The 24,338-nt window shown below is 56.5% G+C and carries 21 protein-coding genes; 7 read left to right on the top strand and 14 right to left on the bottom strand.

Annotation, left to right across the window (positions count from 1 at the left end; translation table 11 throughout):
- Positions 1-4: 4 nt before the first annotated feature.
- The 6 genes from BLV48_RS11235 to rpsB form a co-directional block, all read right to left on the bottom strand.
- Positions 5-808: a phosphatidate cytidylyltransferase gene (locus tag BLV48_RS11235; RefSeq protein WP_091826880.1), complete on the bottom strand. Its 804-nt coding sequence runs from the start codon at positions 806-808 to the stop codon at positions 5-7.
- Positions 802-1,566: a polyprenyl diphosphate synthase gene (gene uppS, locus BLV48_RS11230; protein WP_091826879.1), complete on the bottom strand. Its 765-nt coding sequence runs from the start codon at positions 1,564-1,566 to the stop codon at positions 802-804. The genes BLV48_RS11235 and uppS overlap by 7 nt, the downstream gene beginning before the upstream one ends.
- Before the next feature lie 36 nt (positions 1,567-1,602).
- A complete protein-coding gene (gene frr / locus BLV48_RS11225; protein ID WP_091826878.1) occupies positions 1,603-2,160 on the bottom strand; it encodes a ribosome recycling factor in 558 nt (185 codons plus the stop codon).
- Positions 2,153-2,908, bottom strand: a complete 756-nt coding sequence (gene pyrH / locus BLV48_RS11220; RefSeq protein WP_091826877.1) for a UMP kinase — start codon at positions 2,906-2,908, stop codon at positions 2,153-2,155. The genes frr and pyrH overlap by 8 nt, the downstream gene beginning before the upstream one ends.
- A gap of 96 nt (positions 2,909-3,004) precedes the next feature.
- The gene (tsf, locus tag BLV48_RS11215; RefSeq protein WP_091826876.1) at positions 3,005-3,865 is read right to left on the bottom strand and encodes a translation elongation factor Ts; all 861 of its coding nucleotides are present in this window, start codon (positions 3,863-3,865) and stop codon (positions 3,005-3,007) included.
- A gap of 105 nt (positions 3,866-3,970) precedes the next feature.
- Complete coding sequence (gene rpsB, locus BLV48_RS11210) at positions 3,971-4,705, bottom strand: 30S ribosomal protein S2 (protein ID WP_091826875.1); 735 nt, start codon at positions 4,703-4,705, stop codon at positions 3,971-3,973.
- 290 nt (positions 4,706-4,995) lie between these two features.
- On the opposite strand from rpsB, the gene map reads away from it, so the two are divergent.
- Positions 4,996-5,769 (top strand): type I methionyl aminopeptidase, encoded by a 774-nt coding sequence (gene map / locus BLV48_RS11205; protein ID WP_091826874.1) that lies wholly within the window; start codon positions 4,996-4,998, stop codon positions 5,767-5,769.
- A 24-nt stretch (positions 5,770-5,793) separates the two neighbouring features.
- Entirely contained in the window at positions 5,794-8,493 is a 2,700-nt protein-coding gene (locus tag BLV48_RS11200; protein WP_091826873.1) for a [protein-PII] uridylyltransferase, read from the top strand.
- Between the two features lie 11 nt (positions 8,494-8,504).
- Here the strand turns inward: BLV48_RS11200 and BLV48_RS11195 are convergent, their stop codons facing one another.
- Both BLV48_RS11195 and BLV48_RS11190 read right to left on the bottom strand, forming a co-directional pair.
- Positions 8,505-8,966 (bottom strand): LPP20 family lipoprotein, encoded by a 462-nt coding sequence (locus BLV48_RS11195; RefSeq protein ID WP_091826872.1) that lies wholly within the window; start codon positions 8,964-8,966, stop codon positions 8,505-8,507.
- A complete protein-coding gene (locus tag BLV48_RS11190) occupies positions 8,966-9,661 on the bottom strand; it encodes a FlgO family outer membrane protein (protein WP_091826871.1) in 696 nt (231 codons plus the stop codon). The genes BLV48_RS11195 and BLV48_RS11190 overlap by 1 nt, the downstream gene beginning before the upstream one ends.
- A 139-nt stretch (positions 9,662-9,800) precedes the next feature.
- On the opposite strand from BLV48_RS11190, the gene BLV48_RS11185 reads away from it, so the two are divergent.
- Together BLV48_RS11185 and zapB are read left to right on the top strand one after the other, a co-directional pair.
- Positions 9,801-11,009, top strand: a complete 1,209-nt coding sequence (locus BLV48_RS11185; protein WP_091826870.1) for a flagellar assembly protein T N-terminal domain-containing protein — start codon at positions 9,801-9,803, stop codon at positions 11,007-11,009.
- 55 nt (positions 11,010-11,064) lie between these two features.
- On the top strand, positions 11,065-11,259 hold the full coding sequence (gene zapB, locus BLV48_RS11180; protein WP_091826869.1) for a cell division protein ZapB: 195 nt from the start codon (positions 11,065-11,067) through the stop codon (positions 11,257-11,259).
- Positions 11,260-11,308: 49 nt separating this feature from the next.
- On the opposite strand, the gene BLV48_RS11175 is transcribed toward zapB, so the two are convergent.
- Positions 11,309-11,968, bottom strand: coding sequence for a YiaD family glycine zipper/OmpA-like lipoprotein (locus BLV48_RS11175; RefSeq protein WP_091826868.1), 660 nt, complete (start codon positions 11,966-11,968; stop codon positions 11,309-11,311).
- Positions 11,969-12,174: 206 nt separating this feature from the next.
- Between BLV48_RS11175 and BLV48_RS11170 the strand changes: the two genes are divergently transcribed.
- A complete protein-coding gene (locus tag BLV48_RS11170) occupies positions 12,175-14,091 on the top strand; it encodes a beta-ketoacyl synthase (protein ID WP_091826867.1) in 1,917 nt (638 codons plus the stop codon).
- A gap of 26 nt (positions 14,092-14,117) precedes the next feature.
- Positions 14,118-14,516, top strand: a complete 399-nt coding sequence (locus tag BLV48_RS11165) for a hypothetical protein (protein WP_091826866.1) — start codon at positions 14,118-14,120, stop codon at positions 14,514-14,516.
- On the opposite strand, the gene BLV48_RS11160 is transcribed toward BLV48_RS11165, so the two are convergent.
- From BLV48_RS11160 to BLV48_RS11140, 5 genes are all read right to left on the bottom strand, one after another.
- Entirely contained in the window at positions 14,510-15,295 is a 786-nt protein-coding gene (locus BLV48_RS11160) for a TatD family hydrolase (RefSeq protein WP_091826865.1), read from the bottom strand. The two genes, BLV48_RS11165 and BLV48_RS11160, sit on opposite strands and share 7 nt — an antisense overlap.
- Positions 15,296-16,873 carry a peptide chain release factor 3 gene (locus tag BLV48_RS11155; RefSeq protein ID WP_091826864.1) on the bottom strand — a complete coding sequence of 526 codons (1,578 nt, stop codon included), beginning with the start codon at positions 16,871-16,873 and terminating at the stop codon, positions 15,296-15,298.
- A 112-nt stretch (positions 16,874-16,985) separates the two neighbouring features.
- Entirely contained in the window at positions 16,986-17,876 is an 891-nt protein-coding gene (gene folE2, locus BLV48_RS11150) for a GTP cyclohydrolase FolE2 (protein WP_091826863.1), read from the bottom strand.
- A 133-nt stretch (positions 17,877-18,009) separates the two neighbouring features.
- Positions 18,010-21,090, bottom strand: a complete 3,081-nt coding sequence (locus BLV48_RS11145) for an efflux RND transporter permease subunit (protein ID WP_091826862.1) — start codon at positions 21,088-21,090, stop codon at positions 18,010-18,012.
- On the bottom strand, positions 21,090-22,163 hold the full coding sequence (locus tag BLV48_RS11140; protein WP_175527646.1) for an efflux RND transporter periplasmic adaptor subunit: 1,074 nt from the start codon (positions 22,161-22,163) through the stop codon (positions 21,090-21,092). The genes BLV48_RS11145 and BLV48_RS11140 overlap by 1 nt, the downstream gene beginning before the upstream one ends.
- A gap of 153 nt (positions 22,164-22,316) precedes the next feature.
- Here BLV48_RS11140 and BLV48_RS11135 point away from each other — a divergent pair, with 153 nt between their 5' ends.
- Positions 22,317-23,948 carry a methyl-accepting chemotaxis protein gene (locus BLV48_RS11135; protein WP_091826860.1) on the top strand — a complete coding sequence of 544 codons (1,632 nt, stop codon included), beginning with the start codon at positions 22,317-22,319 and terminating at the stop codon, positions 23,946-23,948.
- Positions 23,949-24,338 lie beyond the last annotated feature (390 nt).

Genomic DNA, 24,338 nt, shown 5'->3' with positions numbered 1-24,338 from the left:
GTTTTCAGACCCCTGTCACAAAATAAAGACCCGCAAAAAATACGGGTGCCGCGGCCGTCAGGCTGTCGATACGATCAAGCACACCGCCATGCCCCGGCAGAAGCTGACCGCTGTCCTTGATGCCGCGCTCACGCTTGAGCATGCTTTCCAGTAGATCACCCAGCACTGACACCATACCCGTCAACAATGACAGCAACATCAGAGTGACCGATGCAATCAGGCTTAGTTCCAGCCAAACGGCAAAGCCAAAACCCGTCAGGACACAAGCCACAAGACCTCCAGCAGCTCCCTCAAGGGTTTTGCCTGGACTGACTGCGGGCAGCAATTTGCGACGCCCCCAGGTCTTGCCAGCCACGTAGGCTCCAATATCAGCCCCCCACACCAGAACAAGAAGCATCAGCAGCAGCGTCAGGCCGTTTTCACCCGCACGCAGAGCAGAAACGGCGTACCAGGCCGGCACCAGCACCAGCAATCCCATCATCAACCTGAACGGTACTCGACTGTAGCCTGCCGTTGCCGGATATCCTTTCACCAACAGCAGCGCTACCGACCAAAACAGCAGGGCAAGCACGATAGCCACCGACTGACTGCCCGGAACGAATGCCACAACAGTCAGTACCACGGCATGCAAGGCAAGATAAACAAACCGAGAAAACAGAGACAGCCGACACAGGTTGCCCCATTCCCAGCTGCCATACAAGAAAACCACAGCCAGCACGATTTCAAAGGCCGCCTGCGGTAACAGAAAAACAGCCGCCAATGCCAGAGGAGCCAGCACCAGCGCCGTCAAAACACGCTGTTTCAACACTGATTATCAGCCCCCACCTGCTCACTGGTTCTACCAAAACGACGCTCACGAGTGAGATAGGACTGCAGCGCCGCCAGCATCTCCCGCTTATCAAAGTCAGGCCAGAAGCAGTCGGTAAAATAGAGTTCAGTGTAGGCCAGCTGCCAGATCAGGAAATTACTGATGCGCTGCTCTCCACCGGTGCGTATGCACAGGTCCGGCGGCGGCAACTCTGCCAATGAAAGCTGACGAGTAAACAATTCCTCATCGATCTGCTCAGGTGACAACGCCCCCTCAAGACAGCGCTGTGCCAGAGAACGGGCGGCCGATACAATATCCCAGCGACCACCGTAATTGGCGGCAATATTGAGCGCAAGCCCAGTATTGGAAGCGGTTTCGGCTTCAGCCTTGCGAATCAGGGCCTGCAGTTCCGGACTGAAGCGCGAAAGATCACCGATAACCCGCAGTCGGATATTGTGACGGGCCAGCTTGCGCACCTCATTCTTGAGCGCAAGCATGAAGAGCTGCATCAACCCACTGACCTCAACGGCAGGCCGCTTCCAGTTCTCGCTACTGAACGCAAACAGCGTCAGCGCTTCCACACCCTGTTCGGCACAGCACTCAATGACAGCACGCACACTGTCCACACCAGCCTTGTGCCCTGCCAACCCCGGCAGTCGCCGCTCTTTGGCCCAACGGTTATTGCCATCCATAATGATGGCGATGTGACGGGGCAGTGAGCGCCCCGGAGGTATCGTCAATTGGTGCTCAACAGCCATGCAGATCCGCGGCGGGGCGTACCCCGCTCCGTTGGTTCAGATTTCCATCAGGTCCGATTCTTTTTGTGCCAGCAGGCTATCCACCTCGGCCACATACTTGTCGGTCAGCTTCTGCACCTGATCTTCGCCACGACGGCTGTCATCTTCAGTGATCTCTTTTTCTTTCAGCAGATCTTTCAGATCACCGTTGGCATCGCGACGGATATTACGGATGGCAACACGGGCATTTTCCGCTTCGGTGCGCGCCTGGCGAATATAGCCTTTGCGGGTCTCTTCGGTCAGTGCGGGCATGGGCACGCGAATCACATCTCCGTTGGTGCTCGGATTCAAGCCCAGATCAGACTTGTGAATCGCTCTTTCGATATCGCTGACGACCTTTTTTTCCCAGGGAATAATGGTCAGGGTACGGGCATCTTCTACCGAAACGTTGGCAACCTGCTGAATCGGCACATCCGAGCCGTAGTAGGACACCGTAATGCTGTCGAGAATGCTCGGATGGGCACGCCCGGTACGGATTTTCTTGAAGTTTTCAACCAGCGCCTCAGCGCTTTTTTTCATGCGCGCTTCAGCATCTTGAACAATTTCATTAATCATCGTTTTCTCCAGCAACAGAGCCGCTATCAATCAGGGTACCTTCATCGCCACCGAACACCAGATTCACCAGCGCACCGGGCTTGTTCATATTAAACACCCGCACCGGCATATCATGGTCCCGCGTCAGGCAGATGGCGGTCATATCCATCACCCCAAGCTGTTTTTCCAGCACTTCATCGAAACTCAAACGGGTGTACCTGCGCGCATCCGGATCTTTCATCGGATCTGCCGTGTATACACCATCAACCTTGGTCGCTTTCAGGACCACGTCCGCTTCAATTTCGATGCCGCGCAGGCAGGCAGCAGAATCGGTTGTAAAGAAGGGATTGCCGGTACCGGCTGCAAAGATTACCACATCGCCCTGATTCAGGTAGCGCATTGCGTTACGGCGATCATACTGATCAACCACACCGCTCATTGGAATGGCGGACATAACACGGGTCGCAATATTGCAGCGCTCAAGCGCATCACGCATGGCCAGCGCATTCATCACTGTTGCCAACATACCCATGTGATCACCGGTAACCCGATCCAGGCCTGCCGCACTCAGCGCAGCGCCACGGAACAGGTTGCCACCACCAATTACCATTCCAACCTGAACACCTATACCTACCAGCTGACCGATTTCCAGCGCCATGCGGTTGAGCACCTTGGGATCGATCCCGAAGTTCTCTTCTCCCATCAGCGCTTCGCCGCTGAGCTTCAGCAGCAGTCGTTTGTATCTGGATTGTTTATCTTTGGCAGGCATGATCTGTCTCCGCGCGGACGAAATGGCGTAAAGTGTAGCAGGAAAGCATGCGGCTGGGCATAAGAGCTACACCCAGCCGGAAAGCGCAGCAGCTGTTTACTTTTTCAGCTGTTCTGCAACCTCAGCAGCGAAGTCCTTGTGCTCGACCTCGATACCTTCGCCAACGGCAACGCGAACGAAGGATACAACTTCAGCACCCGCAGCCTTGGCTACCTGACCTACGGTCTGCTCAGGATTCTTGACGAACGGCTGCTCAACCAGGCTGTTTTCAGCCAGGAATTTCTTGATACGACCACCGGCCATCTTTTCCTTGATTTCCTGCGGCTTACCTTCCATATCCGGCTGTGCCATGATGATCTCTTTCTCACGAACCAGCTCTTCTTCCGGCATATCTTCCGGACGTGTAACACGCGGGTTGACCGCGGTTACGTGCATCGCAATATCACGTGCCACGTCAGCGTTACCGCCATTCAGTGCCACGATGGCAGCCAGACGGTTAGTGCTGTGCACGTAGGCATCAACCTTGTCGCCTTCAACCAGCATCAGGCGACGCACGCTGATGTTTTCACCGATTTTCTGCACCAGCGCTTCACGTGCAGACTCCAGCTCACCTGACATCAGCGCAGCCACGTCTGTTTCCTTGGCAGCAAAGGCCTTTTCCAGCACGGTGTTAACAAAGCCCAGGAAATTGTCGTCACGCGCAACGAAGTCGGTTTCAGAGTTGACTTCAACCGCAATCGCATAGCTGTTGTCATCAGCAACCTTGACCGCTACTACACCATCAGCGGCAGTACGACCGGCCTTTTTAGCCGCTTTCATACCGGAGGACTTGCGCAGATCGTCGATCGCCTTTTCGATGTCGCCTTCCGATTCAACCAGTGCCTTTTTGCATTCCATCATGCCCAGGCCGGTACGTTCGCGCAGTTCCTTGACCATCGCTGCAGAGATATTCGCCATGTCGCGTTCCTCTTTATTAATCGCTTCAATTCAAATTCAAAAAAGGGGAGCCAGGCCCCCCTTTGCACATCCAGACACGTTTACACGCGTCAGTTGTCAACTCTATTACTGAGCAGCTTCTTCAGCGTCGACTTCAACGAACTCGCCTTTGCCGGCATTGGCAGCAGCGCCTTCGATGCAGGCATCGGCAACTGACTTGACGTAAATCTGGATGGCACGCAGAGCATCGTCGTTACCCGGGATAACATGATCGATGCCATCCGGGTTGCTGTTGGTATCAACCACGCCAATAACCGGGATACCCAGCTTGTTAGCTTCGTTGATGGCAATACGCTCGTGGTCAACGTCGATCACGAACAGCGCGTCAGGCAGACCGCCCATTTCCTTGATACCACCGATGGAAAGCTCAAGCTTATCCATTTCACGGCTACGCATCAGCGCTTCTTTCTTGGTCAGCTTGTCAAAGGTACCGTCCTGAGACTGGGCTTCCAGCTCACGCAGGCGACGGATTGACTGACGGATGGTCTTATAGTTGGTCAGCATGCCACCGAGCCAGCGGTGGTTAACGTAAGGCATACCGGCACGCGCGGCTTCCTCTTTGATCACCTTAGCCGCTGCACGCTTGGTGCCGACAAACATGATCTTGTTCTTGTTGCTGGCCATATTCTGAACCACATCCAGGGCGTTGTTCAGCGCCGGCAGGGTGTGCTCCAGGTTAATGATATGGATCTTGTTACGCGCACCAAAGATGAACTTGGACATCTTCGGGTTCCAGTAACGGGTCTGGTGACCGAAGTGAACACCTGCCTTCAGCAGATCGCGCATTGAAACTTTAGCCATTGTGGTATTTCCTCTAACGGGTTATAACCTCCACATATCCCATCGCCCAACCGCTTGGCGGCACCCTGAACGCATGTGACGATATGTGTGTGTTTTCAGTTGATGTATTTAAAAGCCCCGATCGATGCCTGAGCATCCCTTCCGGGAGCGCGATTTATACCATAGCCGATACACTTTTTGAAGCGCCCTTTGGCTGAACGCGTCTTGTTCGCTACAATAGACGCCAGTTCACGCCCGGCTTCTCGCCCTACAGCCACGGGCATCCCTTCAAGCGCCAAGACCGAGTATTTATGACTATCAAAATCAAGACCCCGGAAGAGATTGAAAAGATGCGTACCGCCTGCCGACTGGCAGCGGAAGTTCTCGAAATGATTGAGCCATATATCAAGCCGGGCGTGACAACCGATGAACTGAACCAAATCTGCCACGAGCACATCGTTAACAAGCAGCAGGCCATTCCTGCCCCGCTCAACTACCACGGCTTCCCCAAGTCGATCTGCACCTCTGTAAATCAGGTGGTTTGTCACGGCATCCCCAATGATAAAAAACTCAAGAATGGCGACATCATCAATATTGATATCACCGTGATCAAGGATGGATACCATGGCGACACCAGCAAGATGTTCTACGTGGGCGATGTTGCCCCACATGCCCAACGTCTCTGTGAAATCACGCGCGAATGCATGCAGAAAGGCATCGAACTGGTTCGTCCTGGCGCACACCTGGGTGATATTGGCGAAGTGATCCAGAAGCACGCCGAGAGCAATCATTACTCAGTGGTCCGTGAGTACTGCGGCCACGGCATCGGCGCTGAGTTCCATGAAGACCCACAGGTACTTCACTACGGCAAAGCGGGCACCGGCGACGAACTCAAGGAAGGCATGATTTTCACCATCGAACCGATGATCAACGCCGGCAAGCGCCACGTAAAACTTAACAAGCGCGACGGCTGGACCGTTGAAACCACTGACCGACGCCTATCCGCACAATGGGAACATACAGTTCTGGTAACCGCTGACGGTTACGAGATTCTGACCCTGCGCAAGGAAGAGATGGTCGCCTGATTTCACTCTGAACGAGCCCTTTCCATGACCCGTACCGCTCAGCCACTAGAAGCCGCACCGGAGCTGCTGGACCCCAGCCAGCTCCACACCAGCCTGTCCAATCGTGACAGACCGGTCATGAAAGTGCTCAAGGAATCGTTGCGTGAAGCACAACAACGCATGGATGATGCGTTCCGGCAGGGTGAAGACATTCGCCGCCTGATCTATGGCCGCGCCTGGGTACTGGACCAGATCCTTGATGCTGCCTGGTCCCAGTTTGCCTGGCCATCGGCACATCAGGCCGCCCTCATAGCCGTGGGCGGTTATGGCCGCGGAGAACTACACCCCTTCTCTGATATCGACATCCTGCTACTGTTCGACCAGATCGATCCCAACGAGTGCCAGGACAGCATCAGTGGCTTCCTGACTCTACTGTGGGATATAGGCCTGGACCTGGGGTCCAGTGTGCGCACCATTGACCAGTGTTATGACGAAGCGCGCAACGACATCACCATCGCCACCAACCTGATCGAGTCGCGCACGCTCTGCGGCGATCCTGCCCTGCAGAACGAGATGTATGATCGAGTGACCTCTGAGGGCGCCTGGACCGACAAGGAGTTTTTCAAGGCCAAGCTGGCCGAACAGAAAGAGCGCCACGAAAAAACCAACAACACCGAATACAATCTTGAGCCCAACCTGAAAAACTCGCCCGGAGGCCTGCGAGACCTTCAGACCGTAGGCTGGGTAGCCAAGCGCCACTTTGGCGCCACCTACATCCGCGATCTAGTGGACCACGGCTTCCTGACCGAACCCGAGCTGGACACCCTGAACAAGGGCGAACTCTATCTTTGGACCGTCCGCTACGCCCTGCATATGCTATGCAAGCGCCGCGAGGATCGACTGCTGTTCGATCATCAGCGTGCACTCGCCACATACTTCGGCTACGAAGACCAGGAAGGCGCTCTGGCGGTTGAGCAGTTCATGAGCAAGTATTACCGCGTCGCCATGGCCATGTCGGAATTCAACGACATGCTGCTGCAACACTTCGACGAGGCGATCCTGCGCATTGACGACGAGCAGAGCATCCAGCCACTGAACAATCGCTTTCAGATTCGCAACAACTACCTGGAAGCAGTCTATGACAAGGTATTCGAGCATCACCCCTTTGCCATCATGGAGCTGTTCGTACTGATGGCCCAGCACCCTGACATTCAGGGGGTTCGCGCCTCAACCATTCGACTGGTGCGCAACCATCGCCATCTGATCGACAACGACTTTCGCAAGGATATTCGCAACACCTCCCTGTTTATGGAGCTGCTGCGCTCACCGGAACGCGTGTCGACTGAACTTAAGCGCATGAACCGCTACGGCATTCTGGGGCTTTACCTTCCCGAGTTCGGCAAAATCGTGGGCCAGATGCAGCATGACCTGTTCCATATCTACACCGTGGATGCGCATACCCTGAAAGTGATTCAGAAGATGCGTCAGTTCCGTCATCGCGAATACCGCGAACAGTTTTCCATTGCCCACCGTATCGTCAACCAGCTGCCCAAAATTGAGCTGCTGTACATTGCGGGCCTTTATCACGACATTGCCAAGGGCCGTGGCGGTGACCACTCGGAGCTGGGTTCTGACGATGTAATAGCCTTCTGTCGACGCCATCATCTTGGCAAATGGGACACCCACCTAGTGGCCTGGCTGGTACGCAACCACCTGAAGATGTCCATGACGGCGCAGCGACGCGACATTTCAGACCCGGAGGTGATTCACGCTTTCGCCATGGAGGTGCGCGATTTGGTACATCTGGACTACCTTTACGTCCTGACCGTCGCGGATATCAATGCCACCAATCACACCCTGTGGAACAGCTGGCGCGCCACTTTGCTGCGCCAGCTCTATATGGATACCAAACGCTCACTGCGCCGCGGACTGGAAAACCCCATCAACAAGGAAGACCGTATCGAGCAGGTACAGCATGAAGCGATGCTGCTGCTGGCCCGCCAGGGTATTCGAGAGCAGGACATATTCGACCACTGGGCATTGCTGGGGGATGACTACTTCCTGCGAGAAGATGCGCACAACATCGCCTGGCATACACAGGCGATTCTGGAACACGGTGACAGCCCGCTACCGCTGGTCCTGATTCGCAAGACTTCTTACCGCGTCTTTGAAGGTGCTACCGAGATCTTCATCTACAGTGAAGATCTGCCTACCCTGTTCCCGGCGACGGTTGCCGCCATGGACCAGCTACACCTTAACATTCAGGATGCCCGTATCATCCTCACCGACCATGGCCGCACTCTCAACACCTACACGGTACTGACGGATGACAACCAGCCACTGTCGGAAAACCCTGAATATCTGGCCAACATCCAGCGCCACCTGACCGAAGAGCTGGACGACCCGGAAGACTACCCCGAGATCATTCAGCGCCGAGTGCCGCGCCAGCTCAAGCTGTTTGCTACACCCACGCGCCTGACTCTGAGCAACGACCCCTCATCTCAGCAAACCATCCTGGAGGTGATCACTCCGGATCGCCCCGGCCTGTTGGCACGCATCGGCCGCATTTTTGTGGAGTTCGGCATTTCAGTGCGCAAGGCAAAGATTTCGAGCATTGGCGAGCGGGTTGAAGACTTTTTCTTCATCACCGACAGCAACAATCAGCCGATCAGTGATCCCGAGCTGTGCCGCCAGCTGCAGCAGGCGATCTGCCAGCAGCTGGATGAGCATGTGCAGAAACAGTAGCAGATCTCGACTCAGCGTGCCGCCTCATGCACCCAGGCGCGCTGAACCTGATTCAGGTCCACCTCCAGCACTGTTGCATAGGTATCGTCCTGTACCGGGTAGCTTTTGACCACCCGTGCGCCACGCACGATACCGGCAACGGCCGTTTTGAAGCTATCGTTCTGCACCACCATGTCCTCGACCCGTGTAGTGCCATACAGATACTGTCCATGTATGATACCGGCCAGCTCCTGATAGGCTCGCAGCTTGGACGCACGCATCGCCATCAACATCCTCTGCTGTTCGGTCTGCCCCGGCTGCAAACTGATCGGCGCATAGCCGGTCGCACTGACCCAGTTCGGCTCTACAGGCGCCTCAATTCGAGGACTCGCGTGCACGTCTGGCAACGCTTCCGCTACCGTCTTGGCCGAATGCACCACAGTTTCACAACCGGTCAGCACCAACGCCAGAATCATCAGAACCACTGATCTCATCACTGAGAACCTCCAGCCGGACCTTGCCGGTTTTCGATGATCATGCCACGCTCTCGTGCTTCCAGCAGATTGTAGCCGGGCCAGCGTTGCTCCAGGCGGGACAGCGGAATGTGACTCTGGCCAGAGGCCAGCACCTGACGTGTTGTGGTATCGAGCAATCGAGCGTTAATCACAACACCATCAGGGTGCAGCGCATAGGTACCGGTAAGCACAAAGTAGATTCGATGACGGGTACGCAGGGCCGACATGTTATAGGGCTCGATATCCGGCTTTACACTGGTCACCAGGCTCTGTGCGCGGTAATCAACCAGATTGTAACCCCGCTGCTCCAGCTGAAAAACAAAACTGTCACCCAGCCGTTCGCCCAGTTCGCCCACCTGGCCCGGTTGCAGCAGGTTGCGAAAAGCCAGCACAGCCAGCGGCAGCCGACTGATATTGCTTTTGTCCATGCCTGTTTCCAGCTGATGTGCCATCTGCACAACCGCCTCACTGACAGGGTCCAGTCCATTGCGATCACCCCCTGTCTGTTTCAGCTCGGTTCTGCCGTACGACCGCTCTGACCTGGCATCTTCTATTTGCGCAAGCACCTGAGGATGCATGCTGACTACATGAGCCTGGACCGGGCCGGGCCCCTGCTGGGCGCAGCCGGCCAACAGCATCAGCAGACTGCAGGCTGTAAGCACTGCCACTCTCATCAGTTTTGCTCTCTGTCGGGTGTGATTTTTCTGAATGTACCACAAAATGGAGCGATGACAGGAGAGTACCGCCGTCAGCGTTTGCATCGCACTCGCAAATTGCATACCTTTTGGCCAATACCTGAGGACACTGACCATCATGCTGACCCGACTTTGCCGTCTGCTACTGCTCTGCCTGACACTGGCCATCCCCCATGTTGCAGCCATCACCATCGAGGCCGAGGGCTCGGCGCCGATTATAAATAATGACCTTGATCGGGCCCGAGAGCTGGCGGTCAGTCGTGCCCGAGAACAGGCTTCCCTTCAGGGCAGCGCCTGGATTTCCACCACACAGGAAGTACGTGACGGCATACTTGAAATTGACAATATGCGCATTAACAGCCTGACCCAGCTCAACAACATCCGCATCATCGATGAATACATCCGTGGCAGCCAGCTGACTGTGCGTATCCTGGCCGAGGTGGAAGCTGAGGCCGGCTGCGCCAACGGCCAGCCTCCCCTGGCCTATCGCAAAACGATTGCCATCGGCGGATTCAGTCTCGCCCGTCCCGCTGACGCCAGCCATGGCAATCTGCAGGGCATTCAACAGGGACTGGCCACGATAATCAGTCAGTCTTTGCAACAGAGCACACTTAATGTCATTGACCGTGGCAATCTGCAGTTGATGGGCAACCAGGATCAGCCCCCCCAGCAACTGTCCGAGGGCGCTCTTTCCCGCCACTTGAATCACGCACAACAGCAACAAACCCAGTTCCTGGTAACCGGCATTATCCGGGACCTGAGCCTGCACAACCCGGCGGGCCCTCGTCCACCCAACATCCTGCTCGACACCTACCGCAGGCTGGACTTCGCCAGCTCAAAACATCTGCGCAACTTTGTATTGGACCTCTATATTTTTGACACTTTCACAGGACAGATGATGTGGCAACAACCCTTCGCCACAGCAGGTCGCTGGAACCGCCCGGTACATGAAAAAACAGGCTTCGGGAGCCCCCTGTTCTGGCAGCAGGACTTCGGCCAGAAGGTGGAGGCCACCCTGCAGGAGATCAGTCGCTATATTGATGAAACACTGATGTGTGAACCGTTCCGCAGCAGCATCACACGTACGGAAGGCAATGAGGCATGGATCGGCGCCGGCTCGCTGGCAGGCCTGAAACCGGGTGATCGGCTGAGCGTGTATAGACTCTACACCCATTATGATGCCAATCAGATGCCGGTGAGCGAGCTGCGCAACACTCGCCAGACACTGACTCTGGAAGACGTACAACCCACCATGTCACGGGGCCGACTGCCCGCTGACAGCAACACCCTCAACATCCAGCAGGATGATATTGTAATCGCCCATTGAGCAGCTTAGTCTTGCGCCCTTGAATCATCCACACCCATACAGGAGCACCACCAAAATGCAGAGCGGACTCTTTACCGAACTGGAAAAAAAGATTGAGGGATTAATCGAAGAGGTCGAACTGCTGCGACTGGAAGTCAGCGAGCTGCGTGAGAGCAAGACAACACTGGAAGCCGAACGCGAAAGTACTGAGCAGAGTCTGCAGCGACTGCTGGGCAAGTTTGACCGACTTCGGGAAAGCGAAAACCTTTGACAGAGATATTTGCAGCCGTGCGGAACCAGCGCCCGCACGGCCAGCAGACTCAGCGCTGAGTGCCGCGAATCTTGATCTCGACGCGACGGTTCATCGCCCGCCCCGCTTCAGTGTCATTATTGGCAATCGGGTAACGCTCACCTAGACCGCGCGCATCCAGTCTCAAGTGGCTGACCCCAACCGAATTCAGGTAGCGTGCAACACTGGTGGCGCGACGCTCCGACAACTGCTGATTGTATTCAAATGAACCGGTTGAATCGGTATAGCCTTCCACTGCAACCTGACTCTTCTCGAACTTGATCAACACACGAGCAACCGAGTCGAGCACCGAGTAAAAAGACGGATCAACCCGATCACTGTCGGTGGCAAAGGTAATATTGCCAGGCATAATCAGCCGGATGTCATCCCCGACACGCTCCACTCGAACACCGGTACCTTCAAGCTGCTGACGCAGCTGCATTTCCTGCTGATCCATGTAATAACCGATACCACCACCAACAGCACCGCCAATAACAGCCCCTGCCAGTGCGCCCTCATTTCGATCGCCCTTGCCAGCCACGGCTGCACCCAGTACGGCGCCACCCAAAGCACCCAGACCTGCGCCCTTGGTTGCCTGCGACGTTTTAGACTCCTGAGTGTAGGGGTCCAGCGTTGTACACCCACCCAGCAACAATACTGACGCAAGTGAGGTGATCATCAGCTTTTTCATGGTTTCCTCCTGAATACGGTCTCCCGCTCCTCCATATGAAAGAGCAGGCCTGATACCTTTTAGCTCAGAATAGCTTAATACGAAATGAAAACCAGTAGCGCTTTTACACGGGAGTGCATATGGATGCTGGCCAGCGCCAGGATCAGACGATAAAATGCGCTGTTATCCTTCTTTGTCATCCGCGTCACCACCCCGAGGAGTATCTTTTGTCTCAGCTGCCTGTCATTGTCGGTTTTGGTGGTATCAGCCCCGCTGGTCGCTCTTCCTTTCACCAGGGCTATCGTCGCCTGATACTGGATCAGCTGGATGCATCCAGTCGACAGGATACGCTGGTTGATCTGGCAACACTGACCGGGCTTGCGCAGTATGATGCCGGCAGCTACCAGCTGCAGGGTGACACCAGCCAGCACTTCACGGCTGCAGAGCTGGCCAGCCGCATTGAACAGCAGGTACGAGACAACACCCTGATTCGCCGCATCCACCCCGATTGGTTCGATGTTAATGCCGTCATGTTCAACCGCCCGGCCAGCATCAAAGGCAGCGACCAAGGCCTGAGTTTCCGCCTGCGCAGCCGCCAGCTGCCGCAGCAAATCCCGGCAAACTGGCAGGTAAAAGAGATAGGCGGCGGTCAGGTTGAGGTACGGATCGACGGCAGTTGCGAACTGATTTTCCCGGATTCCAAACCAGCCCTGGTACAAAGTGCCGGCATGCTGCCGACCGGGTTCGAGCCCGGCAAACTGTACCAGTCGCGCAACCATCCCCGCGGCCTGCAGATGGCGGTTTATGCTGCCTCCGATGCACTGCGCTCGATGGGGATCGAGTATCAGACTATTCTGGATCTGCTCTCTCCGGATCAGATCGCAGTGTTCGCCAGCAACTCAATTGGCCAGCTGGATGATCTTGGCTTCGGCGGCCTGACCAAGTTCCCGGCGCTGGGCAAACGCACCACCTCCAAACAGATGCCACTGGGTTATGCCCAGATGCCGGCTGACTTCATCAACGCCTACCTGCTCGGTAACGTCGGCACGACCGGCGGCGCGCTGGGCGCCTGCGCCACCTTTCTGTACAACCTGAAAAGCGGCGTCGAGGCGATACGTACCGGCCGCAGCAAGCTGGTACTGGTCGGTGGCAGTGATGCCCCGGTAACGCAGGAGATCATTGAAGGCTTCCGTGCCATGGGCGCCCTGGCCGAAGACAAACAGCTGATAGCGCTGGACGGTCTTGCCGAGATGGCTGAGGAGCACTACCGCAAAGCCTGTCGTCCATTCGGCAACAACTGTGGCTTTACCATGGGTGAATCCAGCCAGTTCTTGGTGCTGATGAGTGACGATCTCGCACTGGAGCTTGGCGCTGACATCCACGGTGCGGTGGCCGATGTTTTTGTCCATGCCGACGGGCACAAAAAGTCGATTTCGGCACCGGGCATCGGCAACTACATGACCCTTGGCAAGGCGGCATCACTGATCGGCACACTGTTGGGTGAAGAGTCACTCAAGCAGCGCAGCTTTGTACAGGCACACGGCACCAGCACCCCGCAAAACCGCGTAACCGAATCTCATGTCATCAACGAGACCGCCAAGGCGTTTGATATCCCTGACTGGACCGTCAGTGCCATAAAAGCCTATCTTGGGCACTCACAGGGCACTGCAGGAGGGGATCAGCTATTTGCGTCACTGGGCGTCTGGAAACACGGCATCGTGCCGGGTCTGACCACCACAACCGAAATTGCAGAAGATGTGCACAGCTCCAACCTGCATTTCCCGCTGACCCATAAGGAAACCGGCGCTACAGGGATGGACTCGGTATTGATTAACGCCAAGGGGTTTGGCGGCAACAACGCCAGCGCCGCAGTAATGGCACCCCATGTGGTCGAGCAGCTGCTGACAAGGCGTCACGGCGAAGCCGCCATGAATGCCTGGCGCAAGCGACGCGAGCAGGTACGCGAACAGGCCGAAAGCTATAACCAGTCTGCTATCATGGGTCAGGCAAAACCCATCTATCTGTACGACCACAACGTGCTGACGGGGGATGACCTGCAGATCAGTGCCGATGAAATTCGCCTGCCCGGTTATGCCAACCCGATCTCACTGCAGGTCGAAAACCCGTACAAAGACCTGTGCTGAAACGACCATAACAAGGAGGAATCGGGATGAAACAACTGCTGTTACCGGCCGCTGCAGCCCTGCTGCTCGGTGGCTGCGTCAACCTGTCAGGGGCTCTGAAGGAAGACCCTACCGCTGATCAGTTCTATGTCCTGGACACCCGTTACTTCCAGTTTTGCAAGGGTAAAACCCATCGTTGCCAGGAGCTGACGTCCATCGTATCGGTACGTTACAAACTGGGGCCGATTGAAGAAACCTATGGTGAACAGATCAAGGGCCCGAACTACCCCGCCAGCCTGGCAAAGCTGATCCTCACCCCGCCGGATGGCAGCTACAGCAGTGAAGCGGTTGATGCAGAGAGGCGTTACTATCGTGTTCCCGTGAACAGCAAGACCAACACTGTCTGGAACACGCTGGAAGCCGCCTACCGCAGCATTTATCAATAAGGCAGCCGCAACAGACCGGAAACCGTAGCAGTGGTTACGGCTGAAACTTCTGCATCGTCCATCCCTCGCAGTTGGGCAATGAACGCGGCCACTTCCGCCACACGGCAGGGCTCATTTCGCTTACCCCTGTGCCCCTGCAGTGGCATATCCGGCGCATCGGTTTCCAGCACCAGCCACTCCAGCGGCAGCTCAGCTGCCAGTCTTCTCAATTTACGCGCACGCTCGTAGGTAACAGCCCCACCAAAACCCAGTTTGAAGCCCAGTTTTGCATACTCCCGCGCCTGTTGTTCGCTGCCAGAGAACGCATGCACGATACCCGCCCGGGGCAGGTGCTGACGACGCAACAACTTCAAAACCCGGTCGTGTGCTTTCACCGCATGCAGCAATACCGGCAGGTCGTGAGTCTTTGCCAGTTTCAGCTGCGCTTCCAGCAGCTGCTCCTGCTGTGCTGCCCCCTCTTGTCCGGAACGCAACTGTGCAGGGCGAAAGTCCAGGCCGATCTCGCCCACCGCCACTACGGCTCCTGCCGCCAGCGAAAGCATCTCATCCAGCCGTGCCAGATCGTGCTCCATATCATGACTGAAACAGGGATGCAGACCCAAAGCAGGATACAGGCTTGGATCTGAAGCACACAGATCCAGAACCCGCTCAAAGTTATCCACCGTGATCGACGGCACCACAATCTGCTCAACACCCGCAACGTGAGCGCACTCAATCACCGCTGCTCGGTCAGGATCAAAATCAGCAAAATCAAGGTGGCAGATGGTGTCGATCAGCAATCAGTGCTCCCGCGTTGCGCGGAACTGGATATCCGGCCAGCGCTCTTCGGTCAGTGACAGATTCACCCGAGTTGGCGCCAGGTAGGTCAGCAGGCCGGAACCATCCACCGCCAGATTGTCGTAGCCCTTGCGGCGGAAATCTTCCAGCATCTTGTTATCACTGCACTCCACCCAGCGTGCAGTCTGTACGCTGATCGGTTCGTACACGCACTCGACCTTGTACTCGTCCTTGAGACGGAACACCACCACTTCAAACTGCAGCTGTCCGACAGCACCAAGGATCAGGTCGTTGTTCTTCAAAGGCTGGAATAGCTGAACCGCGCCTTCTTCCGACAGTTGCTGCAAACCCTTCTGCAGCTGTTTCATTTTCAGCGGATCGGTGGGCCGCACGCGACGGAACATCTCCGGTGCGAAGTGCGGAATACCGGTGAACTTGAGGCTCTCGCCAGCGGTAAAGGTATCACCGATCTGGATGGTGCCGTGGTTGTGCAGACCGATGATGTCACCAGACCAGGCTTCTTCCACGTTCTCACGATCGCCGGCGATAAAGGTTACGGCATCAGCAATGCGGATATCCTTGCCGATGCGCACGTGCTTCATCTTCATGCCCCGAGTATAGGAGCCGGAGCAGATGCGCATGAAAGCGATACGGTCACGGTGCTTCGGATCCATATTAGCCTGGATCTTGAAAACAAAACCGCTGAATGCTTCCTCACTGGCCGCTACTTCACGGCTTTCGGTCGGACGCGCCGGCGGTGCGGGTGACCACTGGACAAAATCATCCAGCATCTCTTTCACGCCGAAATTGCCCAATGCCGTACCGAAAAACACCGGCGTCATTTTACCTTCCAGATAGGCCTGTTGATCCCACTCATGACAGGCGCCCTTGACCAGTTCGAGCTCGTCAACCAGCTCGTCATAGTCATCTTCCAGCAGCGCGCGGGCCTCTTCCGAATCGAGCCCCTGAATGCGGTTGTCTTCCGGCAGCTTGTGGCCCTGACCCGGAGTGAACAGGTGGATGGTATCGGTGTAGAGGTTATACACACCCTTGAACCACTTGCCGGAGCCAATTGGCCAGTTGATCGGGGCCGCCTGAATCTTCAGCACCTCCTCAATCTCGTCAAGCAACTCGATCGGGTCACGAATATCACGGTCCATCTTGTTAACGAAGGAGAAGATTGGCGTATCGCGCAAGCGACACACATCCATCAGCTTGATGGTGCGCTCCTCAACGCCCTTGGCACCGTCCACCACCATCAGTGCCGAGTCCACAGCGGTAAGAGTACGGTAGGTATCCTCGGAAAAGTCTTCGTGCCCCGGTGTATCCAGCAGGTTGACGGTGCGGCCGTTGTACGGAAACTGCATCACGGAGGAGGTGATGGAAATACCGCGCTCCTGCTCCATACTCATCCAGTCAGATGTGGCATGCCGGTCGCTGCCACGCCCCTTGACGGTACCCGCCACCTGAATCAGCTGCCCAAGCAGCAGCAGTTTTTCGGTGATAGTGGTCTTACCGGCATCCGGATGCGAGATAATGGCAAAGGTGCGGCGTTTGGAAACTTCCTGAGCGATGGACATGAATTCGGGTCTTCTGTTCTGGACAGGGACAGGGCGTTGCGCCCCGTGTGTGCGGTTGATCGTCAATGGCGGGTATTTTCGCTGATCACACCGGGTTAAACAATGTCCGTTTTCACTCAGCCCAGGCAACAGCATCGTGTGGGTGAAGGCTCTCAAGATGCTTGACCTGAGTACGTGGCGCCCTGAAGTGGGATTGCAGGGCATCCTGTATACGCCGGGCCGCATCCTCCACAAACATCAAATTAGCGCCATTAAGCGCCGCAAACGCCTGCTCATCCGCCCGTTTCACTGCGGTTTGCACCGGTGTCGCAACGGCAGCCTCAATGGTATCAATCAATGCAAGCAGCGCCAGCGAAGGGTCGGTTGCCTCCAGGCCCACGCTGACACGCGCTTCACTGCGCTGGCTGTGTGGCGTTGCCAGTGTAGCGTTGCGACGAAGCCAACTGGCCATTTCCTCACGATTAAGGGGCTGATCTCCGGGAAAATCGTCAAGAAAGCGACGCTCCACAAGCTGTCGTGCCAGCGCCGCCGAACAGGGACAGGTTGAGGAGTACTCCACAACCACTTCGGCGCGCAGACTAAAGCGGCCCTGTACAAGTTGAGCATTCAGCCTGACAGGGTACGATTTCCAGCCCGCCAGAGCCTCAGATACCAGCGCCGCCCGGCGCACCAACAGATCAAACGAAAGACCGATACGCGCACTGCTGCTGTTGCAGTCCCGGTGACTGTCGATCATCGCCTGCAGTACCTGCTGTATGCGCTCAGGTGTCAGCGCATCCTCACCCAGACCATCCAGCAAACGGTAAAGACGCGACATGTGAATACCCTTGATATGCGCAGCTGGCAGATCCACCTGAGCATCGGCACACGCATGCAGACTACGCCGATAACCCGGCTCTTTCAGCGTAATAGGCAGATCAATGTCCTGCATCCCAACCCACTGCAAAGGGGTCATAAATGGGGCGTCGTCGGTCAAGGACACATCGGGCAGTACTGCATTCATAGGTATGTCGCTCTCAAAAAACTGCGGGTATTCAGCCGACCCACGGGGGTTTTGCCCACAGGCGACCATCGAATTAATGTTATGATATAACACATAATAAGACTTTGAATACCGTTACGCCCCCCACAGTGTATCAACCCTGATTGGACTCGCGCTTGAAACTGGCAAACATTCGCTCTCCCAGCACGAGCATGCAAGGGGTGAGCAATAAAGTCAGCAAGGTGGCAAAGGTCAACCCACCGGCAATGGCGCTGGACAGCTGCGTCCACCACTGGGTCGAGGGCGCACCAAAACCCAGGCTGGGTTCAAGCAGATTGACGTTTACGCCGATCACCATCGGCATCAATCCCAGCACTGTGGTAATGGCGGTGAGCAGTACCGGACGCATGCGCAGACAACCGGTTTCCAATGCTGCATCTACAGGCGACATGCCCTCACTGCGCAACTGGTTGTAAGTGTCGATCAGGACGATATTGTTGTTCACCACAATACCTGCCAGCGCAATGATGCCCATACCCACCATGACAATGCCAAACGACTGGCCATTGACCAGCAGCCCGATCAAAACACCCGCGGTCGAAAACACAATGGCCGACAGCACCAGCAGAGTCTGGTAAAAGCTGTTGAACTGGATCACAAGAATCAACATCATCAACAGGATTGCAGTGATGAAGGCACTGATCAGGAAGCTGGCCGACTGCTGCTGATCCTCACCCTCGCCCCCAACACTGAGGCTTACACCCTCAGGCAAATTACTGTCACTGGCCTCCAGCAGCGCTTGCAGCCGCTCTGCCACTTGATAGCCTGGCGCCACATCGGCCTGCAGTGTAATGGTCCGCTGACCGTCCACGCGGCGCAGGGTGCCAGTCTTATGAGACGGCTGCAGCGTCACGAAATGACTCAGTGGCATTTGTCCACCATTGCCAGTCAGTGTCATGCGCTGCAGCTGATCCAGGCTGCGCCACGACTCGGGCAGGCGCACACGAATATCAACTTCATCCAGCGCGTCTTCAGGCCGCCAGGTAGCCAGCAGCAAACCATTGCTGACCATTTGCACGGCATTACCGACGGATAGCACATCCGCACCGAAGCGAGCAGCCTCCTCCCTGTCTACCTGCAGCTGCCACTCGATGCCCGGCAGGGCACGGTCATCCTCGATATCCACCAGGCCGCCCAGCTCAACCATGGCACTGCGCACCCGGCTTACCGCCTGATCCAGTGCTGTGCTGTCCTGTGAACTGAGTTTCAACACCACCGGCTTACCGGCGCTGGGGCCCTCCTCCTGTTTGCGAAATTCAAGCTTCAACCCGGGAAGATCAGCGGTTCTATCACGCATGTCATCCAGGATGGTGGCCGCCGGACGGCGCTGATACCAGTCGATCAGCTGAAACTGCAGTATTCCAATCACGTCTTCAGCCATTTGCCCGTCGGCCATGGCAAAACTGCGCGCGTACAGCACCTCGACCTCAGGCATGCCAAGCAAACGCTGCTCTACCCCCTTGACCAGCGTGTCCCGCTCATACACGGACAGATCACCACGGGCGTGAATCAAAACCTGGGCGGACTCCGGCTCCACATCCGGAAAAAACTCAACGCCATGGTTAAAACGACCATAAAAAGCGTAAACCAGAAGCATGGCCAACAGCATCGCCGTCAACGTTTGTCCGGGCCTTGCCAGCAAAAATGCCAGCGTGCGGCGATAGCCACGGCCCAGCCTGCTGTTGCGGCTTTTCTGTGGCGACAGGCGCCCACCTCCGCTGACCTGTCCCATAACCGGCAGAAACACCAGTGCCATCGCCAGTGACGCCAGCAGGCAAAGGATCACGGTAGCTGGCAGGTATTTCATGAACTCACCCACGATACCCGGCCAGAACAGCAAGGGCAGGAACACCATAACAGTTGTGGCAACGGAGGCGATCACCGGCCAGGCCATGCGACTGGCAGCACCAGCCCAGGCCTCAGCCGGGGTCATCCCCTGCTGGCGGTTACGATCAGCCAGTTCAGATACCACGATTGCACCGTCCACCAGCATTCCGGCCACCAGTATCAGCGAGAACAGCACAATGATGTTCAGCGTGAATCCCAGCATGTAGATCAGCAGAATACCGGTCAAAAAGGCGCCGGGGATGGTCAGCCCCACCAGTAACGATGAGCGCAGTCCAAGCGCCGCCAGCATTACGATCAACACCAGCACTACCGCCGTCAACACGTTATTGAGCAGATCGGTAAGCAGTTCCTGCACCTCTTCCGACTGATCCATCACGTAGTGCACCTGCACCCCCTCGGGCAGCAGTGGGCGCGCCTGCTCGATCAACTCCTTGATCTGATCAATGGTGTCGATGATGTTGGAGCCGGCACGCTTGGACACTTCCAGCACCACACCCGGTTGACTATTGATACGCGCAAAGCCGGTGGGGTCCTTGAAGGTTCGACGCAGCACCGCCACATCGGAGAAAGTGACGACCCGATCATCTTCCACCTTGACCGGCATGTTGAGTAGATCTTCGATATTTTCGATCACGCCGGGCACTTTCAGCGGCAACCGCCCCGAACCGGTATCAAGGCTGCCGGCGGCGACCAGCCGGTTATTGTTGCTGACCAGCTGGTAGAGGGCGGCATAGTCCACGTTGTAGCTGTCCAGTACCTGAGGATCGACTATGATCTCAAGCAGGTCTTCACGATCACCGCCGATATCCACTTCAAGCACATCGGCAATACCTTCTATTTCCTGCTTGAGCCGACGCGCGGTTCCAACCAGTTCAGCTTCACTCACCGGGCCGGAAAGGGCTATGGACAGCACCGGAAAGAGGGCGATATTGATCTCGTTCACGCTGGGTTCGTCGGCCTCAGCCGGCAGTTCGGTGCGGGCGGTATCAACCTTCTCACGCACATCCGCCAACGCGGTTTTGGGGTCAAAACCGGCATCGAACTCCAGCATCACCGACGCGTGTCCTTCCGCGGCGATGGAAGTCATCTCCTTCACTCCTTCGAGCGATCGCAACTCCTGCTCCATCGGCCGCACCAACAGCCGCTCTGCATCCTCGGGGCTGATCCCTTCAAGGCGCATGGAAACATAGATATAGGGAATGGTGACATCCGGGTTTGCCTCCTTGGGAATTGTCACCCATGAAGCAAACCCAGCCGCAAGCAGGATCAGCAACAACAGCAGAGTGGCTCTGCTGCGGCTCATTGCGGCCCGAATCAGCGCATCCATCAACGCGACTCCGACGCTTGATCAACCTTGACCTGCTGACCCGGCGAGACAAAGCCGCCGCCCAGCGTGATCAACCGAATTTCTTCCGGCAACCCACTCACCCAGCTGCCTTCGGTTCCGGTACTGATAAGCTGCACCGGCGCGAACTGTACCCGGTCGTCCGGCTCCAGATACAACACACCCAACTGACCGCCTTCACCCAGCGTCAGCAGGGCTGTGGAGATCCGGTGAGCATCCACGCTGCCGATATCGATCCGAACCGTGGCACTGGCGCCGGCGATTCTGAGACCTTCAGGGTTTTCCAGCCGTATCTCCACTGTAAAACTTCGGGTGGCGCTATCCGCCTCCCTTGAGATGTGACTGACAACACCGCTGAAAGTACGTTGATCCAGCAAAACCACTTCTGCTCGTTGCCCCAGCTCGAGCCCGGCCACCTGTTGCTGCGGCACCTGCGCTCGCACTCGCAGCACTGCCGTATCGAGCAACCTCCCCCACACTTGACCGGCAACCAGATAGTCCCCCAGGTCCACATCGAGACTGTCAAGTACGCCTGCGAAAGGTGCGACCGGACGTGTGTGTTCAAGTTCAAGTTCTGCACTGCGTACTGCCTGCTCAGCAGCGGCCAGCTCACTTTGTAATCGCAACAGGTCGGTTTGTGCATTCAGTCCCTGCCGACGCAAACTCTGTCCTGCTTCCAGCTGACTGCGGCTATAGGCCAGCTGGGCACGCGCCTGCGACAGGCGGCTGCGGCGGTCGTCTTCCGACAGTTGCAACAGAAGATCACCCTTAGCAACCTGAGCACCCCGCCCTACCGGCAGAACATCGACTGTAGCATTGATCTGTGCACGCAAGTCCACACTTTGCCAGGGCTCAACCTGCCCCTGCAGCACAACTTGTCGACGATAGGGCTGAGCCGCACTCAGCCTGGCAGCGACCGTAATCGGCTGTGCTACGGGAGCAACCACTTCAGGTGCATTGTCGCGACTGCTGAGCAGTTCACCGCTGAACAGCCACACCAGCAACGCCAGCGTGAGCAGCAAGGCTAGATGACCAAAACCGGGTTTGAATTTCATGGCCTGACAAGACTCCGTTTCGGGCCTGAATCGGGGGATAAAAGCTGGCTTAAGACTACCATTGCCATGGTGCAGGGTCATCCGGTTTCAGCTTTAACCCTGCCGTTTCTACTGCTACTCTTTGAGCAAACTTCAGGAAGGAAACCACCTCCCATGACCGCAAAAACCGGATTTCGTACCCGCATCGCGCTCCCCTTTGTTATTACGGCTGCAGCACTGGTCTTTGTCGGGCTGTTCAGCGTCAACACCAGTCGCAATTTGGTCTCAGACACCGATGACCTGGCCAGCAATTACCTCCCGGCAATCAGCGAAATTCTTAACGGGGATCGTGACCTCTATCAGGCTCTGGTGGCGCAGATGGCGGCCGTCGATGCGGGCACTAACCTGCAGGAAGCCGACGCAAAAGTCGCAAGCTTTGACGAAAATGCGCAGCAGGCGCATGACCGTTTCAACCAAGCTGTTGCGCGCCTTCGCGGTACCGGTGTCTCGAGTTCGTCCGAGGGATTTGAGCAGGCTTTCCGGCAGTGGGAAAGCTCGGCTCGTCAGGTGATGGAACTGGCGCGAGGCGGCAACCCTGAGCGTGCACGTGCCTTGTCACATCAGGTCACACAGCCGCTGTTCAGCCAGCTACGCGACTATTTCGACCGGGTAGGCTCCCATACCGAGCAGCTGGCTCAGGAGCGGGGGGCCGAAGCCTCTTCCGAAGGGGTGAGCAGCTCCGTTACCACACTTATCATCACGCTGGTTTCCGTGCTTCTCAGTGTCGTACTGTTCTTCATTTTCATGCGTCTGATTCTGCGCTCCATCACGGCCCTGCGTGAACAGCTGGACAACATCGCCAAGGGTGAAGGTGACCTGACCCAGCGTATTCCGGTTGAAAGCAACGATGACCTGGGTCGGCTGGCCAACAGCTTCAACCTGGTATTGAGTAATCTGCAGCAGATGATTGGCAGTATTCAGAGCCTGAGCCGTGACTTGGGACAGGAGTCAGGTCGCCTGGCCTCGGCAGCTCAGGATAACGATGCAGGTGTCAGCCGCCAGACTGATGCCATCTCCATGGTGGCAACGGCCATCAATGAGATGCAAAGCGCCATCGAAGAGGTGGCAGGCAACGCTTCACGAGCCGCGGACATAACCCGTGAAGCGGATCAGACCGGCCAGCGCAGCTCCGAGATCATTCACCAGTCTTCGGCGCAGGTACGACGACTGGCCGAACAGACCGAGAAGGCGGTGACCTCAATCCGAACGCTCGCCGACAATTCCAACGAGATCAGCAGTGTGCTGGATGTGATCCGTGATGTGGCTGAGCAGACCAACCTGCTGGCGCTCAACGCGGCCATCGAAGCCGCCCGCGCAGGCGAGCAGGGACGCGGTTTTGCAGTAGTGGCCGACGAAGTGCGTACCCTCGCCAGACGTACTCAGGAGTCCACTGAAAACATACAGAACATGATCAGTCGACTGCAGGGTGGCGTTTCTGAAGTCGTCACCGTAATGGAAACCGGCAGCAAAGAAGCCAGTGCCACCGAATCTCTCTCCAGCAGCGCCGAAGCCGAGTTACAGACCATCCTGCAGGCGATCTCTCATATTACCGACGTCAATACCAGCGTCGCCTCCGCTACCGAGCAGCAGACTCAAGTCGTGGATGAGATCAACCGCAGCATCACCGAAATCAATGATTTGGCCACACAGGGGGCCGATCGCTCACGAGACATCGGCAGCATCAGCCGCTCACTGGATGGGTATGCCCAGCAATTGCAACAGCAAACCGGTCGTTTCAAGGTGTAATGCCGCACCGCAACTGAGCAGGCCTGCACCAGTGTACAGCACAGCTGTGGCGAGTTCTGGTGCGGTCTGCCTGTTTCATATGGCACTTTCATGATCCTGGATAAAAAAACGGTGCCTCCCCCACTGTAGATACAGAAAGGAATAAACACCGTTATCAAAAACCACTTGATGAGCGTCTGACCTTAGGCCTGACCCAAAATAATGGAGCAGGTTTTATGCCAAGATGTCGACTACAAGGGTGAATCATAGGGAAGAGAATGAGGCGCCACCTGAGCCCGCGTACCGGAGTCAATTCCCAGGGCTGCCCCTAAGCAGGTTCATGCGATGACGACGAGATCCAATTGCCAGAACTTGCCACAGACGGTGCAACAGCACCGATTACAGTCACCG

The sequence above is a fragment of the Marinobacterium iners DSM 11526 genome (assembly GCF_900107855.1).
GTDB lineage: Bacteria > Pseudomonadota > Gammaproteobacteria > Pseudomonadales > Balneatricaceae > Marinobacterium > Marinobacterium iners.
The sequence above is the reverse complement of the archived record's forward strand: the minus strand, read 5'-3'. Positions and strand labels throughout refer to the sequence as shown.